This window comes from Pseudomonas sp. BIGb0176 (genome assembly GCF_024810175.1).
GTDB lineage: Bacteria > Pseudomonadota > Gammaproteobacteria > Pseudomonadales > Pseudomonadaceae > Aquipseudomonas > Aquipseudomonas protegens.
In genome coordinates this window covers 296,886-312,678 of sequence record NZ_JANUEC010000004.1, presented here as the reverse complement: position 1 = coordinate 312,678, position 15,793 = coordinate 296,886, and the positions used below count along the sequence as shown (strand labels likewise).

Annotated in this window: 13 protein-coding genes; 10 read left to right on the top strand and 3 right to left on the bottom strand. The window is 65.3% G+C overall.

All coding sequences use genetic code 11. The features are described 5' to 3' along the window. Window positions 1–8: 8 nt before the first annotated feature. From M2395_RS24485 to M2395_RS24460, 6 genes are all read left to right on the top strand, one after another. Entirely contained in the window at window positions 9–872 is an 864-nt protein-coding gene (locus M2395_RS24485; RefSeq protein ID WP_053154394.1) for a LysR family transcriptional regulator, read from the top strand. 157 nt (window positions 873–1,029) lie between these two features. Further along, window positions 1,030–2,106, top strand: a complete 1,077-nt coding sequence (locus M2395_RS24480) for a putative 2-aminoethylphosphonate ABC transporter ATP-binding protein (RefSeq protein ID WP_077934920.1) — start codon at window positions 1,030–1,032, stop codon at window positions 2,104–2,106. A 1-nt stretch (window position 2,107) separates the two neighbouring features. Then, window positions 2,108–3,832: a putative 2-aminoethylphosphonate ABC transporter permease subunit gene (locus tag M2395_RS24475; RefSeq protein WP_077934919.1), complete on the top strand. Its 1,725-nt coding sequence runs from the start codon at window positions 2,108–2,110 to the stop codon at window positions 3,830–3,832. Window positions 3,833–3,888: 56 nt separating this feature from the next. Further along, window positions 3,889–4,914, top strand: a complete 1,026-nt coding sequence (locus tag M2395_RS24470; RefSeq protein WP_011064061.1) for a putative 2-aminoethylphosphonate ABC transporter substrate-binding protein — start codon at window positions 3,889–3,891, stop codon at window positions 4,912–4,914. Between the two features lie 59 nt (window positions 4,915–4,973). After that, window positions 4,974–6,107, top strand: a complete 1,134-nt coding sequence (locus M2395_RS24465) for a TIGR03364 family FAD-dependent oxidoreductase (protein WP_077934918.1) — start codon at window positions 4,974–4,976, stop codon at window positions 6,105–6,107. Further along, window positions 6,107–6,658, top strand: coding sequence for a phosphonate degradation HD-domain oxygenase (locus M2395_RS24460; protein ID WP_053154382.1), 552 nt, complete (start codon window positions 6,107–6,109; stop codon window positions 6,656–6,658). Before M2395_RS24465 ends, M2395_RS24460 begins: the two co-directional genes overlap by 1 nt. Window positions 6,659–6,779: 121 nt before the next feature. On the opposite strand, the gene M2395_RS24455 is transcribed toward M2395_RS24460, so the two are convergent. Continuing rightward, on the bottom strand, window positions 6,780–8,159 hold the full coding sequence (locus tag M2395_RS24455) for a GTPase/DUF3482 domain-containing protein (RefSeq protein WP_019093440.1): 1,380 nt from the start codon (window positions 8,157–8,159) through the stop codon (window positions 6,780–6,782). Further along, a complete protein-coding gene (locus M2395_RS24450; protein WP_077934917.1) occupies window positions 8,152–9,531 on the bottom strand; it encodes a DUF2868 domain-containing protein in 1,380 nt (459 codons plus the stop codon). Before M2395_RS24450 ends, M2395_RS24455 begins: the two co-directional genes overlap by 8 nt. A 96-nt stretch (window positions 9,532–9,627) precedes the next feature. Between M2395_RS24450 and M2395_RS24445 the strand changes: the two genes are divergently transcribed. Then, complete coding sequence (locus tag M2395_RS24445; protein WP_015637388.1) at window positions 9,628–10,140, top strand: dihydrofolate reductase; 513 nt, start codon at window positions 9,628–9,630, stop codon at window positions 10,138–10,140. A gap of 57 nt (window positions 10,141–10,197) precedes the next feature. Here M2395_RS24445 and M2395_RS24440 read toward each other — a convergent pair whose 3' ends face one another. Continuing rightward, complete coding sequence (locus M2395_RS24440) at window positions 10,198–11,589, bottom strand: L-cystine transporter (RefSeq protein WP_041120276.1); 1,392 nt, start codon at window positions 11,587–11,589, stop codon at window positions 10,198–10,200. Between the two features lie 242 nt (window positions 11,590–11,831). Here M2395_RS24440 and M2395_RS24435 point away from each other — a divergent pair, with 242 nt between their 5' ends. The 3 genes from M2395_RS24435 to M2395_RS24425 all read left to right on the top strand — a co-directional run bounded on the left by M2395_RS24435 (window position 11,832) and on the right by M2395_RS24425 (window position 15,793). Beyond that, window positions 11,832–12,887, top strand: coding sequence for a hypothetical protein (locus M2395_RS24435; RefSeq protein ID WP_011064054.1), 1,056 nt, complete (start codon window positions 11,832–11,834; stop codon window positions 12,885–12,887). Window positions 12,888–13,260: 373 nt separating this feature from the next. Beyond that, on the top strand, window positions 13,261–14,661 hold the full coding sequence (locus M2395_RS24430; RefSeq protein ID WP_026020235.1) for an MBOAT family protein: 1,401 nt from the start codon (window positions 13,261–13,263) through the stop codon (window positions 14,659–14,661). Beyond that, window positions 14,648–15,793, top strand: a complete 1,146-nt coding sequence (locus M2395_RS24425; RefSeq protein ID WP_123431088.1) for a DUF459 domain-containing protein — start codon at window positions 14,648–14,650, stop codon at window positions 15,791–15,793. Before M2395_RS24430 ends, M2395_RS24425 begins: the two co-directional genes overlap by 14 nt.

Genomic DNA, 15,793 nt, shown 5'->3' with positions numbered 1-15,793 from the left:
AGAACCCTGTGCTGAGTGCCGAGCTGAAGGCTTTTTACATGGTCGCCCGCCTGGGCAGCATTACCCAGGCGGCGAAGAAGCTCGGCCTCAGCCAGCCCACGGTGACTACCCAGGTCCGCAACCTGGAGAGCCAGTACGCGGTGGAGCTGTTCTACCGAGGCGGTCGCCGCCTGAGCCTGAGCGATGAGGGCGCGCGCTTGCTGCCGATGGTCAAGGAGCTGCTGCAGAAAGAGTCGGACATCGAATTCTTCCTGCGCAACTGCGGGCAGGTGCAGGGCACGCTGCGCATCGCCGCCACCGCGCCGTACTACATCCTCGATCTGGTGAAGACTTTCCGCCAGCGCCTGCCCCAGGTGGAGGTCTCGGTGGAAATCGGCAACTCCCAGCAGGTCCTGGAGGCGCTGGAAGACTACCGGGTGGATGTGGCCGCTTCCTCGCAACTGCTGGAGGATTCGCGGTTGGTCCGCCGGGTGCTGGGCAGCGATCCGCTGGTGCTGGCGGTGCATCGCAATCACCCCCTGGCGGTGCTGGATCACGTGCCCCTCAACGCCCTGGCCGGGCATACGCTGTTGATGCGCGAACCCGGCTCCACCACCCGCAGCCTCACCGAAGGTCTGCTGAAGAACGCCAACGTCAGCTTTGGCCCGCTGTTGGAGATTGGCAGCCGTGAATCGATCCGCGAGGCGGTGCTGCGCAATATCGGCATCAGCATCATTGCCCGCCAGGAAGTGCCCCACGACCCGCAACTGCGGGTACTGACCATCGAAAACGCGCCGCAGATCGCCGAGTACCTGTATTGCCTCAAGGAGCGCAAGAACGCGCGCCTGCCCGCCGCCTTTCTCGGCCTGGCCCAGGAAATGGCTCCCGCCTGAAAGATCTGCATCGGCCATGCCGATGCCTTCGCGAGCACATGATTTACACGTGAACCCAAATCCCTGAATACCACTATCGGTCGTTTTTGCCTTACTGCCATATGACCGACGCATTGCAACTCTAGGATTTGCCTCATCTGCTAGATGAGGTGCGTCCATGAACAACTCCGCTGCAACTGCCCTGAGCAACCCCGGTGCACCGATGAAGGTGCGCGGTATCCACAAGCGCTTCGGTGCCTTCACCGCGCTGGATAACGTGTCCCTGGACGTCGCCGCCGGGGAGCTGGTGTGCCTGCTGGGGCCGTCCGGCTGCGGCAAGACCACCTTGCTGCGCTGCATCGCCGGCCTGGAACGCCAGGACCAAGGCGAGTTGTACCTCGGGGATCGGGACGTGTCGCTGCTGGCGCCCCAGGCCCGGGACTACGGGATCCTGTTCCAGTCCTATGCGCTGTTTCCCAATCTCACGGTGGAAGCCAACATCGCCTACGGCCTGGCCGGTAGCGGTCGTGAGGAAGCGCGCAAGCGCGTGGCGCAGATGCTGGAACTGGTGGGGCTGACCGGCAGCGAGAAGAAGTACCCCGGCCAGCTGTCCGGCGGCCAGCAGCAGCGCGTGGCCCTGGCCCGTGCCTTGGCACCGGCTCCGTCGTTGCTGCTGCTGGACGAGCCGATGTCGGCGCTGGATGCCCGGGTCCGCGAGCACCTGTGCACCGAGCTGCGCCAGCTGCAGCGGCGCCTGGGGATCACCACCCTGATGGTTACCCACAACCAGGACGAAGCCATGCTGATGGCCGACCGCATTGCCGTGATGAACAACGGCAAGGTCGAGCAGTACGCCACGCCCCAGGAAATCTACGACCGTCCGGCCACGCCGTTCGTCGCCGAATTCGTCGGCCAGGGCAACTGGCTACCCTTCAGCCGCAACAGCGACAGCCATGCCCAGGTTGGCGGCATGAATGTGCGCCTGGCCGACGGCTCGGCCAAGACCGCCTCGGGCCGGCTGTTCTGCCGTCCGGAAGCCATCAGCGTGAATCCGCTGGTGCACGAGGAAAACCTGTTCCCGGCCAAGGTCCGCGAGATCACTTTCCTCGGCAATCGCTGCCGCATGAGCTTCGAACTCAATCAACTGCCGGGGCATGCGCTGCTGGCCGAGCTGGCACCGGAAGCCATGCCGCGCCTGGGGGCCCAGGATATCTGGGTCGCCTTGCCGCCGCGCAGCCTTCAGGTGTTTGCCTAAGATGACTGCGCACATGTCCCTGCCGCTACCCGTCAAGCGGGCGCGCCCGGCTTCTCGTGCCGAGATCGGCGACCGTATTTTTGTCGTCGGCGGCAAGATCCTGCTCCTGGTCCTGCTGGGTGTCGCGGTGCTGTTGCCCCTGTTGGCGATCTTCTGGCGGGGCTTCAGCGCCGAGGCCGGGCAGGGCGGAGGCTGGCTGGCGGCTCGCGAGCTGGTGGCCAGCGAAAACTTCCACTGGTTACTGGGCAACAGTCTTAAGGTCTCCCTCAGCGTGGCCGCCATCGTCGTGCCCCTGGCCTACCTGTTCGCCTACGCCCTGCAACGCACGCTGATTCCCGGCAAGGGCATCTGGCGCGGCCTGTCGCTGTTGCCGCTGATGGCGCCGTCGATGCTCCCGGGCATTGCCCTGGTCTATCTGTTTGGCAATCAGGGGATGCTGCGTGGCCTGTTCGCCGAGAACATCTACGGCTTCTGGGGCATCGTCCTCGGCGAGGTCATCTACACCTTTCCCCATGCCCTGATGATCCTGCTCTCGGCGCTGTCCCTGGCGGACGCGCGGCTGTTCGACGCTGCGTCGAGCATGGGCGCCAGCCCCGCCAAGGCCTTTCGCAGCATCACCTGGCCGGCCACTCGGCAGGCGGTGTTCGCCGCCTTCTGCCTGGTGTTCACCCTGACCATCACCGACTTCGGCGTGCCGGTGGTAGTGGGTGGCGACTATCAGGTGCTGGCCCTGGAAGCCTACAAGGCGGTGGTGGGGCAGCAGCAGTTCGGCCGTGGCGCGTTGATCGGCATGGTCCTGCTGTTGCCGGCCCTGTTCAGCTTCGGTGTCGACGCCTGGCTGCGCCGGCGCCATGGCGACTCCATGAGCGGCCGTGCCCAGGTATTCAAGCCAGCGCCGTCGCGGCTGCGCGATGGCTGCTACCTGGCCATTGTGTTGCTGATCTGCGCGGCCCTGCTGCTGGTGTTCGGCATGGCGGTGTTTTCGTCGCTGGTGAAATTCTGGCCCTACAACCTGTCGCTGTCGCTGAACCACTACCAGTTCAACGACACCGCCGGCGGTGGCTGGCTGGCCTACCGCAACAGCTTGACCATGGCCCTGTGCACGGCGCTGATCGGCAGCGTGGTGATCTTTACCGGCGCCTACCTGATGGAGAAGACCCGCGGCCAGCGCGGCTTGAACCTGGCGCTGCGCATACTCAGTTTCGTGCCCATGGCGGTGCCCGGGCTGGTGCTGGGCCTGGGCTACGTCTTCTTCTTCAACCTCAATGGCAATCCGTTGCATGTGTTCTACGGCACCATGACCCTGCTGGTGGTGTGCACCATCGCCCACTACCTGACCACCGCGCAGATGACCGCCACCACCGCCCTGCGCCAGCTGGATGCCGAGTTCGAGGCGGCCGCGCTGTCGCTCAAGGCGCCGCTGTACCGGCATTACCTGCGGGTTACCGTGCCGATCTGCCTGCCGGCGCTGCTGGACATCGTGCGCTACCTGTTCGTCTCGGCCATGACCACGGTGTCGGCGGCCATCTTCCTCTACAGCCCGGACACCATCCTCGCCGCCGTCGCCGTGCTGAACATGGACGACGCCGGCAACGTCGGCGGCGCCGCGGCGATGTCGACTCTGATCCTGTTCACCTCCGCCGGCGTCTCGCTGCTCCTGGCCTGGGCTTCGCGCGGCCTGCTGCGCCGTTCCCAGGCCTGGCGCCAGGGCACGCCGGGCCACTGATGCGCTTCACCCACCCCCACCCCCACTCTGATCTGCACTCACTAAGGAACCGCACCATGTTCAAGCCCCTGGCTCTTGCCGCTGCCGTCCTCTCTGCTGTCAGCCTGAACGCCTTTGCTGCGAAAACCGAGCTGACGGTCTACACGGCCCTTGAAGCCGAGCAATTGAAGTCCTACAAGCAAGCCTTCGAAAAGGCCAATCCGGACGTGGAGATCAAGTGGGTACGTGATTCCACCGGGATCATCACCGCCAAACTGCTGGCGGAAAAAGCCCGCCCGCAGGCCGATGCGGTCTGGGGCCTGGCCGCGTCCAGCCTGGCGATCCTCGACCAGCAGGGCATGCTGCAAAGCTACGCGCCCAAGGATCTGGGCAAGATCGGCCCGAACTACCGCGACGCCGCCAACCCACCGGCCTGGGTCGGCATGGACGTCTGGGCCGCCACCATCTGCTTCAACACCGTGGAGGCCGAAAAGCAGGGCCTGACCAAGCCGGTGAGCTGGCAGGACCTGACCAAGCCCGAGTACAAAGGCAAGATCGTCATGCCCAACCCGGCCTCCTCGGGCACCGGCTTCCTCGACGTCAGCGCCTGGCTGCAGACCTTCGGCGAGAAGCAGGGCTGGCAGTACATGGATGAGCTGCACCAGAACATCGGCCAGTACGTCCACTCCGGTTCCAAACCCTGCAAGCTGGCCGCCGCCGGTGAATTCCCGATTGGCATCTCCTTCGAGTACCCGGCCGTGCAGCTCAAGCGCCAGGGCGCGCCGCTGGACATTGTCCTGCCGAAGGAAGGCCTGGGCTGGGAAATCGAAGCCACCGCGGTGATCAAGGGCACGCCTCATGAAGAGGCGGCGAAGAAACTCGCCGACTTCTCCGCCAGCCCCGAGGCCATGGAGCTGTACAAGGAAAACTTCGCCGTGCTGGCCCAGCCGGGCATCGCCAAGCCGCAGACCGAACTGCCGGCCGACTACGAGCAGCGCCTGATCAAGAACGACTTTGCCTGGGCCTCGAAGAACCGCGACGAGATCCTCGCCGAATGGCGCAAGCGCTATGACGGCAAGTCGGAAAAGGTTGCCAAGCAGTAGCCGATCAATCGCCTTCGCCGGCTTGCCGGCGAAGGCGCTCCCCATCCAGGAAACAACTCATGACCAATCACAGCGATCTGCTGATCGTCGGCGCCGGCATCCTGGGCCTGTCCCATGCCTATGCCGCCGCCAAACGCGGTCTGCGGGTGCACGTTTTCGAGCGCAGCGCCACGCCCCTGGGCGCTTCGGTGCGCAACTTCGGCCAGGCCCTGGTCACCGGCCAGCCGCCGGGCACCATGCTGGAGCTGGCCAGGGCCAGCCGCGAGATCTGGGCCGACTGGCAACAGTTGGCGGGCCTGCAACTCAAGCGCAACGGCTCTTTCCTGTTCGCCCGCAGTGAAGCCGAGGAGCAGTTGCTCGAAGCCTTCTGCGCCGGGCGTGCGCTGGAGCACGGCTACCGCGTCGAGCTGCTCCAGGGCGCGGCGCTGAATGATCTGTACGGCGGCCAGTTCCGCCATCACCGGGCGGCCTTGCACGGCCTGGACGACCAGCAGCTGTATTCCCGCGAAGCGATCCCGCAGTTGATCGACTACCTGCGCCGGGACCTGGGGGTGCAGTTTCACTTCTCGACCCTGGTGCGGGATATCCAGCCGGGCCAGTTGCGCAGCACCGCCGGCAACTTCCACGCGCCGCGGATCGTGCTGTGTTCGGGGCACGATTATCAGACCCTGCTGGCGGATCAGATCGCTGCCTTGCAGCCGCAGATCTGCCGCTTGCAGATGCTCCGGGCGCGGCCCGAGGCCAATCTCAACCTGCAACATGCCCTGCTGACCGGTCTGAGTTGCGTGCACTACGGGGCCTTCGCCGACCTGCCGGAAGCCGCCGCGGTGCAAGCGCAGATTCTGCGCGAGGCGCCCCATCTGCACGAGCATGGTATCCACCTGTTGATCAGTCCGACTCCCTACGGTGAAGTGATCATCGGCGATTCCCACGATTACGGTAGCGATCCTTCACCGTTCAATGCTGAACAGGTGGACAACTGGCTGCTCGAACTGGCCGAGCAGACCCTGGGTTGCAGGGTCCGGGTGGTGGAGCGCTGGCAGGGTGTCTACGGCGCTCGCGGCCCGGCGCCGTTCTCCTTCCTGGAGGCGGCCCCCGGGGTCCATGTGGCCCTGATGCACACCGGGGTCGGCATGAGCGTTGGCCCGGCCATGGCCGAGGGCAATATCGCCCGACTGCTGGAGGAAGCGTGATGGAGCGGCGACAGCAGGTGGTCGACGAGGTCTTCGGCCTGTACGAGTGTTTCGGCGACTGCGACTACATCGGCGAGCCGGTGTCGCAGATCGAGCACATGTCCCAGGCCGCGCAGTTGGCCCTGGCGGAAGGTTATGACGACGAGGTGGTGCTGGCGGCGTTCTTCCACGATATCGGGCATATCTGCCAGCAGGATGCCGAGAACATGGGCGGCTTCGGCGTGGTCAGCCATGAGCGCCTGGGGGCGGACTACCTGCGCCGGGCGGGTTTCAGCGAACGCCTGGCGCGGCTGGTGGAATACCACGTCCAGGCCAAGCGCTACCTGACCTTCAAGGACCCCGGTTATTACCAGCGTCTGAGCGAAGCCAGCCGGCGCACCCTGGAGTACCAGGGTGGGGTGATGAGCGCGGCAGAGGCGGCAGCCTTCGAACTCGACCCGTTGTGGGCGGTGAGTTTGCGCATGCGCCACTGGGACGAGCAGGCCAAGGAAATGTGGGTGCCGGTGATGGATTTGCAGGTGCTCAAGGACAAGGCGCTGGCATTGCTTTAGCGGGTACAGGCTTGGTTTGTAGCCGCTGCCGTAGGCTGCGAACGGCTCCGAAGGAGGCGCCGCTGTTGGGGTTGTTGAAGGTCCTGCGGCCCTTTGCGCAGCCTCGCGGGCTCGGCAGCGGCTACAGCAGATGTTGAGCCAGCCCCTCGATCTGCTCCTGGCGCTCGGCCTGGCTCAGGCGCTTCTGCGGGTTGAGCGATGACCACTGCGGGTGCGCCCGGGCCTTGTTCAGGGCCTCTGGCAACTTGCCTTCGCGCCAGCTCTTGTCCTCCGGCGTGGCCAGGCGAATGCTGTCCATGGCCGCATGCCCGCGCAGGTTCAGGGCCTGTACCAGCTGGCGCTGACGCAGGGCCAGCAGGCGCAGCACGCTGTCGTCCACGGTCAGCTCGCGCTGGCCCTTGAGTTTGCCCAGCAGGCGGCTGCCGTAGCTGCGGGCGGTCTGCAGGGCGCCGCCGGCAATAGCCCCGGCCAGCGCCGCGGCCCCCAGGGTTAAACCACCCACCAGCAAATCCACCCCAGCGCCGGCCGCGGCTCCGGCGGCGATGCCGCTGCCCACCCGCACCCCCAGTTGCTTGAGGGTTTCCGGGTTGAACAGGTCGTCGCCCCAGCGCCCGTCCAGTAGTGGCAGGTCGCTGGCCGACGCATCCTCGGGGCGGAAGGCGTAGAGCTTGAGCAAGGCCTCGACGCAGCGCTGCTCGCGCTGGCGGATGGCCTGGCGCAGTTCGCCTATGGCCTGTTGTTCCTGTTGGGCGTCGCTGGCTACGCTGCGGCGGCAGGCGGCGCAGTCCACCAGCAGCTCGGCAATCAGCCGCGCTGCGCTGTGCTGGCGGGCCAGGCGCTGGGCCTCTTGGTCGTCGATCAAGCGTTGCAGGGCCGGGCGTGCGTGCTCCAGCAGCAGCGCCAGGCTTTCATACAGGCGCCGTTCGCCGTCCTCCGGTGGCGCCACACTGTCGAAGCGCACCAGGGCGTGCAGCCCCAGGCGGGCCAGGGCATCGCGCCAGTCGCCTTCGCGCTGCTCGGCGCTGCTGACGAAGTTCAGCACTGGCAGCAGCGGCTTGCCGCAACCGGTGAGCACTTCAAGCTCATCGCGGTACTTGGCCAGCACCGGCTCGCGGGCGTCGATCACATACAGGCCGGCGTCCGAGGCCAGCAGCTGGCGCAGGACCTTGGCTTCCTGTTCGAAGCGCTGGCGAGCCTCGCTACCGTCGAGAAACCGCGCCATCCGCGCCGGGCCGTCCAGGCGTTCGCCCGGGCGCTCCAGGCGCTCCAGGTAATCCAGCAGGGCGATGGCATCTTCCAGGCCAGGGGTGTCGTAGAGCTCCAGCAGGGCTTGGCCATCCACCGAAAGGCGGGCGCCTTCCACGTGCCGGGTGGTGCTGGGGCGATGGGAGACCTCGCCAAAACCCACGTCCCGGGTCAGGGTGCGCAGCAGCGAGGTCTTGCCGACGTTGGTGTGGCCGACCACGGCGAGTTTCAGTGGCTTGTGGCGGGTATCAGTCATGACCGTTCTCCAGCCAGTCGAGGGGGGCGCAATCGGCGAAGGGCAGCTGCAGCTGGTGCAGTGCGCTGTGCCAGTCGCCCAGGCGATCGGCGTCCAGGGCCTGGCCGGGCGGGGCTTGCAGCAGCCAGACCCGGGTGGCGCTGGCGTTGCGCGCCAGTTCGGCGATCAGCCCCAGGCTGCCTCGGTCCGGCGAGCGCCGCGGGTCGCAGGCGATCACCAGGCGCGACGGGGGGAAACGACTCATCTGCTCCAGCAGGCGGCTGCGCGACTCGCGACTGTCGAGGATGCCGGCGTCCTTGACGCTCTCGGGCAGTTGCGGCGGCCAGGGGCGCTGGTTGTCCAGTTCGATGGCCACCAGCAGGGCGCCGCTGCTGTCCTGGGCACTGACGCCGCCTTCGACCCGGTGCAACTGCTCGGGGGCCGCATCGTTGACCCCCAGGCGCTCGCTGCTGGGCATCAGGCGCTCACGCAATTGGGCGTAGCCCGGCAGGTTGAGGTCCAGTTGCAGGCGCGCCTGCCCATGTTTCCAGCGCCAGCGGCAGAACAGCATCAGCAGCAGGCGCGGCAGCACGCCGTAGATCGTCACCAGCACCACCAGCCAGATGGCCCAGGACTGGCGGATCAGTTCGGTGTTGTAGACATCCCGGGTGCTGGCCTGGATGCTCGCCACGCTCGGCGCGCCAAAGCCCAGGCCACGGGGCAGGGCACTCAAGGTGTTGGTAATGGCCACGAAGGCATCGCTGCCCAGCAGGGTGCTTTCCCAGACAAAGCTGTAGCGGTGGGTGGTCAGCAGCAACAGCAACATGACCACGGCGCTGAACAGGGCCAGGCACCACAGGCCGTTGATCAGGCTGCCCAGGGCCCAGCGGTTGAGCTTGCGTCGTTGCAGCAACAGCAGCAGGGCCGGCGGCAACTGCGCGGCCTTGGCATCGCGGGAGAATTTTTCGCTGAGCCACAGCCACAGGCGGCCCAGGCTGGCGCCGTGCTCGCCGGCGAACAGCAGGCCTGCCAGCCAGCTCAGCAGCAGGATCAGGTTGATTCCCAGCAGGCTGCCCAGGGCCCAGAACACGTTCACCGGTTGCTGGGTGCTGCCCAGGGCGCTGAAGGCCAGGCCGGCACCGCTGATCACCGCCAGAACCGAGAGCGCCAGCAGGGCCAGGCGTGCGCCCTGCTGCCAGTGCAGCAGGGCGCTGTGCAGGCCGTCACGCTGGGCCAGCCACAGGGCGCGGTTCTGGATCCGGGTCGCCAGGTCGCCGCCCTGGTTGCGGGCCAGGCGATTGGCTTCCTGATCTTCCAGCGGGCCGGCGTGTTCCTCGCGCAGGCGCACGGTTTCGGTCAGCCACAGGCGTTGCAGGGGAGTCAGTGCAGTCACGCGTCATTCCATCGCTCAAAAGTGCGCTGAGCATAACTGCTACAGCGCGGATCGGGGTACGTTGCCAGGTCCTGGTCCTCTGGTATCCTCGCCGGCATGAAAAAATCTCTCCCTCTCAGCCTGATCGCGGCCCTCGCACAAAACCGCGTGATCGGCGTCGACAACAGCATGCCCTGGCATTTGCCGGGGGATTTCAAATTCTTCAAGGCCACCACCCTGGGCAAGCCCATCATCATGGGGCGCAAGACCTGGGATTCTCTCGGCCGGCCGTTGCCGGGGCGGTTGAATATCGTGGTCAGTCGTCAGACCGGCCTGGTGCTCGAAGGTGCCGAGGTCTACCCCTCCCTGGAGGCGGCAGTGGCCCGGGCCGAGGAGTGGGCACTGGAGCAGGGCGCCAGCGAGCTGATGCTGATCGGTGGCGCACAGCTTTACAGCCAGGGGCTGGAGCAGGCAGATCGCCTGTACCTGACGCGGGTAGCCTTGAGCCCGGAAGGCGATGCCTGGTTTCCGGAATTCGATGAGCAACAGTGGAAGCGGGTGTCAGAGGTGCCGAACCCGGCGGAAGGGGACAAGCCGGCGTACAGCTTCGAGGTGTGGGAGAAGCGCTGAGCGCTCCGCCAGCCAGCCGGGCTCCCGAAGGAACCGGCGGGCCGGCGAAGAGATCAATCAGGCCTGAGCCAGTTCTTCGTGCTCATCGGCGTCCAGCAGCGCCTTGTCGGTCTGCTGCATCACCTGGCTGGTGATCGCGCCTGCGGTCATCGAACCGCTGACGTTGAGCGCGGTGCGGCCCATGTCGATCAGCGGCTCCACGGAAATCAGCAGCGCCACCAGCGACACCGGCAGGCCCATGGCCGGCAGCACGATCAGCGCGGCGAAGGTCGCGCCGCCGCCCACGCCTGCAACGCCGGCGGAACTCAGGGTGACGATGGCCACCAGGGTGGCGATCCACAGCGGGTCCAGCGGGTTGATGCCCACGGTCGGGGCAACCATCACCGCCAGCATGGCCGGGTACAGGCCGGCGCAGCCGTTTTGGCCGATGGTGGCGCCGAACGAGGCGGCAAAGCTGGCGATGGACTGGGGAATGCCCAGGCGCCGGGTCTGGGCCTCGATGCTCAGGGGAATGCTGGCGGCGCTGGAGCGGCTGGTGAAGGCGAAGGTCAGCACTGGCCAGACCTTGCGGAAGAAGCGCAGCGGGTTGATCCCGGCCAGTGCCACCAGCAGGCCGTGGACCACGAACATCAGCCCCAGGCCGATGTAGGACACCACCACGAAACTGCCCAGCTTGATGATGTCCTGCAGGTTGGAACCGGCCACCACCTTGGTCATCAGCGCCAGCACACCGTAGGGCGTGAGCTTCATCACCAGGCGCACCAGGCGCATCACCCAGGCTTGCAGGGTGTCGATGGCGTTGAGCACTTTCTGGCCCTTGTCGGCATCGTCCTTGAGCAGCTGCAGCGCCGCGACGCCGAGGAAGGCGGCGAAGATCACCACACTGATGATCGAGGTCGGCTTGGCCCGGGCCAGGTCGGCGAAGGGGTTCTGCGGGATGAACGACAGCAGCAGCTGCGGCACGTTGAGGTCGGCCACCTTGCCTGCGTAATCGCTCTGGATCACTTGCAGGCGGGCCATTTCCTGGGTGCCGGCCACCAGCCCTTCGGCGGTCAGGCCGAACAGGTTGGTCAGGCCGATGCCCACCAGCGCGGCAATGGCAGTGGTGAACAGCAGGGTGCCGATGGTCAGGAAGCTGATCTTGCCCAGGGACGAAGCATTGTGCAGGCGGGCCACGGCGCTGAGGATCGAGGCGAACACCAGGGGGATGACGATCATCTGCAGCAATTGCACGTAGCCGTTGCCCACCAGGTCGAACCAGGCGATGGAGGCTTTGAGCACCGGGTTGCCGGCGCCGTAGATACTGTGCAGGGCGATGCCGAAGACCACGCCCAGCACCAGGGCCAGCAGGACTTTCTTGGCCAGGCTCCAGGTGGTATGGCGGGTTTGTGCCAGGCCCAGCAGCAAGGCCAGGAACACCAGCAGGTTGAGGAACAGCGGCAGATTCATTGGGGCTCCGATAAGGCTTGTGCCAATCGCGGCTCAGGGCGATTGCGAACCGGCAAGCCTAACAGCTTGAAATCTATTGAATTAATAACGATATCGCATGGCAACTGTCGTTTTTGGAATAAGCGATTGACGTTCAGGCGCATGTGGCTGGCGCTTACGGGACGCAAGCGGTCGCGTGGAGACGAGAACTGTCACAGGGATTTGTTAGCGTCGAAGGCTTTCACTCAGGGAGAAAACCGCCGATGAAACTCGCTCCGAAATTGCTCGCAGTCGCACTCTGCCTGGGCCTCGCCGGCCAGGCCCTGGCCACCGAGTTGAAGCACTGGCCCGCGGAACAGGCCAAGCAGCTGGACGCGATGATCGCGGCCAATGCCAACAAGGGTAACTACGCGGTGTTCGACATGGACAACACCAGTTACCGCTACGACCTGGAAGAATCCCTGCTGCCCTTCATGGAAAACAAGGGCCTGATTACCCGCGACACGCTTGACCCGTCGCTCAAGCTGATCCCGTTCAAGGACACCGCCGAGCACAAGGAAAGCCTGTTCAGCTACTACTACCGCCTCTGTGAAATCGACGACATGGTCTGCTACCCCTGGGTCGCCCAGGTGTTCTCCGGCTTTACCCTCAAGGAGCTCAAGGGCTATGTCGATGAGCTGATGGCTTCCGGCAAGCCGGTGCCGAGCACCTATTACGACGGTGATGTGGTCAAGACCATCGAGGTCAACCCGCCCAAGGTCTTCACCGGCCAGGCCGAGCTGTACAACAAGCTGATGGAGAACGGTATCGAGGTCTATGTGATGACCGCCGCCTCCGAAGAGCTGGTGCGCATGGTCGCCGCCGATCCCAAGTACGGCTACAACGTCAAGCCGCAGAACGTCATCGGCGTGACCACCCTGCTCAAGGATCGCAAGACTGGCGCCCTGACCACCGCGCGCAAGCAGATCAGCGAAGGCAAATATGACGAGAAGGCCAACCTCGGCCTTGAACTGACCCCCTACCTGTGGACCCCGGCCACCTGGATGGCGGGCAAGCATGCGGCGATCCTGACCTACATCGACGAGTGGAAGAAACCGGTGCTGGTGGGCGGCGACACCCCCACCAGCGACGGCTACATGCTGTTCCACGATGTTGACGTGGCCAAGGGCGGCATCCACCTGTGGATCAACCGCAAGGACAAGTACATGACCCAGCTCAACGGCATGATCGCCAAGCACGCCGCGGCCCAGGCCAAGGAAGGGTTGCCGGTGACTGCCGACAAGAACTGGGTGATCGTCAAGCCCGAAGACATCCAGTAAGCCTGCCCGCTACACCGCCCCTCTGTAGGAGCCGGCTGCCGGCGAAGAGGCCATTGGGTTTGGCGTCGCCCTCGCGGACGCCTTCGCTGGCAAGCCAGCTCCTACGGTAGGCCGGCGATCTTTTTGTAGGAGCCGGCTTGCCGGCGAAGAGGCCATTGGGCCGGGCGTCGCTCTCGCGGACGCCTTCGCTGGCAAGCCAGCTCCCGCAAGGGGTGTCTGTCGTTCGGTGCGGAGCCGGCGTCCGCTATAGGCGGAGAATGTTTCAACTTGTGACTGCCAAACCCCCTCTGCCATAATCGCGTCCGTTTCCCATCCCCCCGCCTGCTCTCCCTTGTGCCGGGTTTGTCCCCGACTGCACGTAATGGACTACGTTGTGAGCTATCTCTCGATCGAATTCGGCCTCTGCTTCATCCTGTTCTTCGTTCTGTACTGGGGCCTGGGCTTCAGCCTGCGCTTGCAGAACGTCCTGCTGCTGGTCGCCAGTTACGCGATCCTTGCCAGCTTCAGCCTGAACTTCCTCTACATCCTGCTGGGCTACACGGCCCTGGTGTACCTGCTCGGCCTGTTGAGCCAGCGTTACCCCGGGCGCGGCTGGGTCAACGGACTGATGCTGCTGCTGGTGCTCGGGGCGTTCTACCTGTTCAAGTACCAGGATTTCTTCACCAGTACGGTGCAGAACGCCTTCGCCCAGTTCGGTGTCGAGGTGTCGCTGCCGCTGCTGGAGGTGCTGCTGCCGGTGGGGCTGTCGTTCTATGCCTTCCACTCGGTCAGTTACCTGGTGTCGATCAACCGCCGTGAGCTGACCCCGGGCTCGCCCTTCGACCTGGCGCTGTACCTGGCCTTCTTCCCCAGCCTGATCGCCGGTCCGGTGAACCGGGCGATTCCCATGCTGGCGCAGATCAACCCGCCGCAGTTGCGCCAGGTGCTGGAGCCGCAGCGCGCCCTGGGCCTGATCGCGGTGGCGGTGGTCAAGCTGTTCTTCCTCAGTTCCTGGCTGGCCAACGAATGGGTCGACCCGGTATTCGACAGCCCAGTGGCCTATTCTGCCGAGCAGATCCTGCGTGCGGTCTACGGTTATTCGTTCCTGATCTACTTCAACTTCAGCGGCTACACCGACCTGGTGACGGGCATCGCCCTGCTGCTGGGCTTCCGCCTGCCGCAGAACTTCAACTACCCCTACGCGGCGCGCAACCTCAAGGAATTCTGGGGCCGCTGGCACATCAGCCTGTCGACCTTCATCCGTGACTATGTGTACATCCCCCTGGGGGGCAACCGTGGCCCGGTGTGGCGCGGCAACCTGAACATGCTGCTGGCGATGCTGATTTCCGGCCTGTGGCACGGCGCCAGCGCCAACTTCATCATCTGGGGCGCGCTGCACGGTATCGGCCTGGCCCTGTACAAGCTGTGCAGCCCGCTGCTGGCCCGGGGGCCGAGCTGGATCGGCGCCGACCTCATGGCGCGGCTGCTGACCTTCCACTATGTGGCGTTCGCCTGGATCTTCTTCCGCTGCGCGACCCTGTCCGATGCCATGGACATGCTCAAGGGCCTGGGCGAACTGTCCTTGGGCGGCCTGCTCGGCGGTGGCGCCAGCCTGCTGGGCTGCCTGCTGTTCGTGGCCTTCTACCCACGGATCGTGGCGCTGCTGCGCCGCCTGTTCGATGCCGCCACCGGTTTGCCGTGGCTGTTCTATCCAGTGCCGCTGGGGCTGTTTATCTGCGTGGTCATCTTCGCCTCTCCGTCGGGCGTGCCGGGGTTCATCTATGCCAGTTTCTAACCGTTCGCACTTGTCGATCAGCCTCGGTAGCGCGGCCAAGGTCTTCTACGCCCTGGTGGTCACCAGCCTGCTGCTGGTGTGGTTCAACCAGCAGTCGATCCGCCTCTACTGCCAGCAGAAGTACCACGACGACTGCGAGGTCCCCGGGTTGTCGCAGAACCCGCAGTGGCGCTTTGGCGCGCAACTCAACCAGGCCCTGGAAAATGCCCGGGTGGCCTTTGTCGGCAGCTTTACCGGCCAGGTGATGGTGGCCGAGGCCGCCGCGGAGCAAGAGCTGCCTCCTTTGCCGACGCTGGCCGAGGTGCCTGCGCCCGTACCTGCGCCGGTTGCGACCGCCCATGCTGCGCCGGTGCATCCGGCCCCCGTGCATCCTGCTCCGCAGGCGCCGGCTGCAGTGCACCCGCAGCCGGTGGCCGTGGCCCCGGTGGTCAGCCACCCGCCCAAGGTCGAGCCGGGGGCAACCACGCCGCTGATGGCCAGCCTGGCCACCGGGGATGAAGTGTTCTTCGTCGGTGATTCCCTGATGCAGGGCGTGGCGCCCCACATGGCCAACACCTTGCGCAAACGCTACAACGTCAAGAGCCTGAACCTCAGCAAGCAGAGCACCGGCCTTGCCTACCCGAGCTTCTTCAACTGGCCGAAGACGGTTGAAAGCACCCTGGCCAGCAACCCCAACATTCGCCTGATGGTGATTTTCCTCGGCCCCAACGACCCCTGGGACATGCCGGTGGTCAAGGGCAAGCCGTTCCTGCGCTTCAAGACCCCGGACTGGGAAGAAGCCTATCGCCAGCGCATCGATTCGATCCTCGACACCGCCCAGGCGCATAATGTGCAGGTGATCTGGGTCGGGCCGCCGAACATGGAGAAGCCCAAGCTGTCTACAGCCATGGCCTACCTGAGCCAGCTGTACAAGGGCCAGATCGAGCAGTACCACCAGCACTACGTCTCGGCCAACGAGATTCTCGGTTACCAGAGCGACGAATTCTCCTATTACCGCACCACCGGCGATGGCAAGAAGGTCAAGACCCGGGTCGACGACGGTATCCATTTCACCACCACTGGGCAGAAGCTGATCGCTGAGCGTGTGATCTCGCTGATCAACTTTCCCAGCCAACAATTGACGGAGCACTGA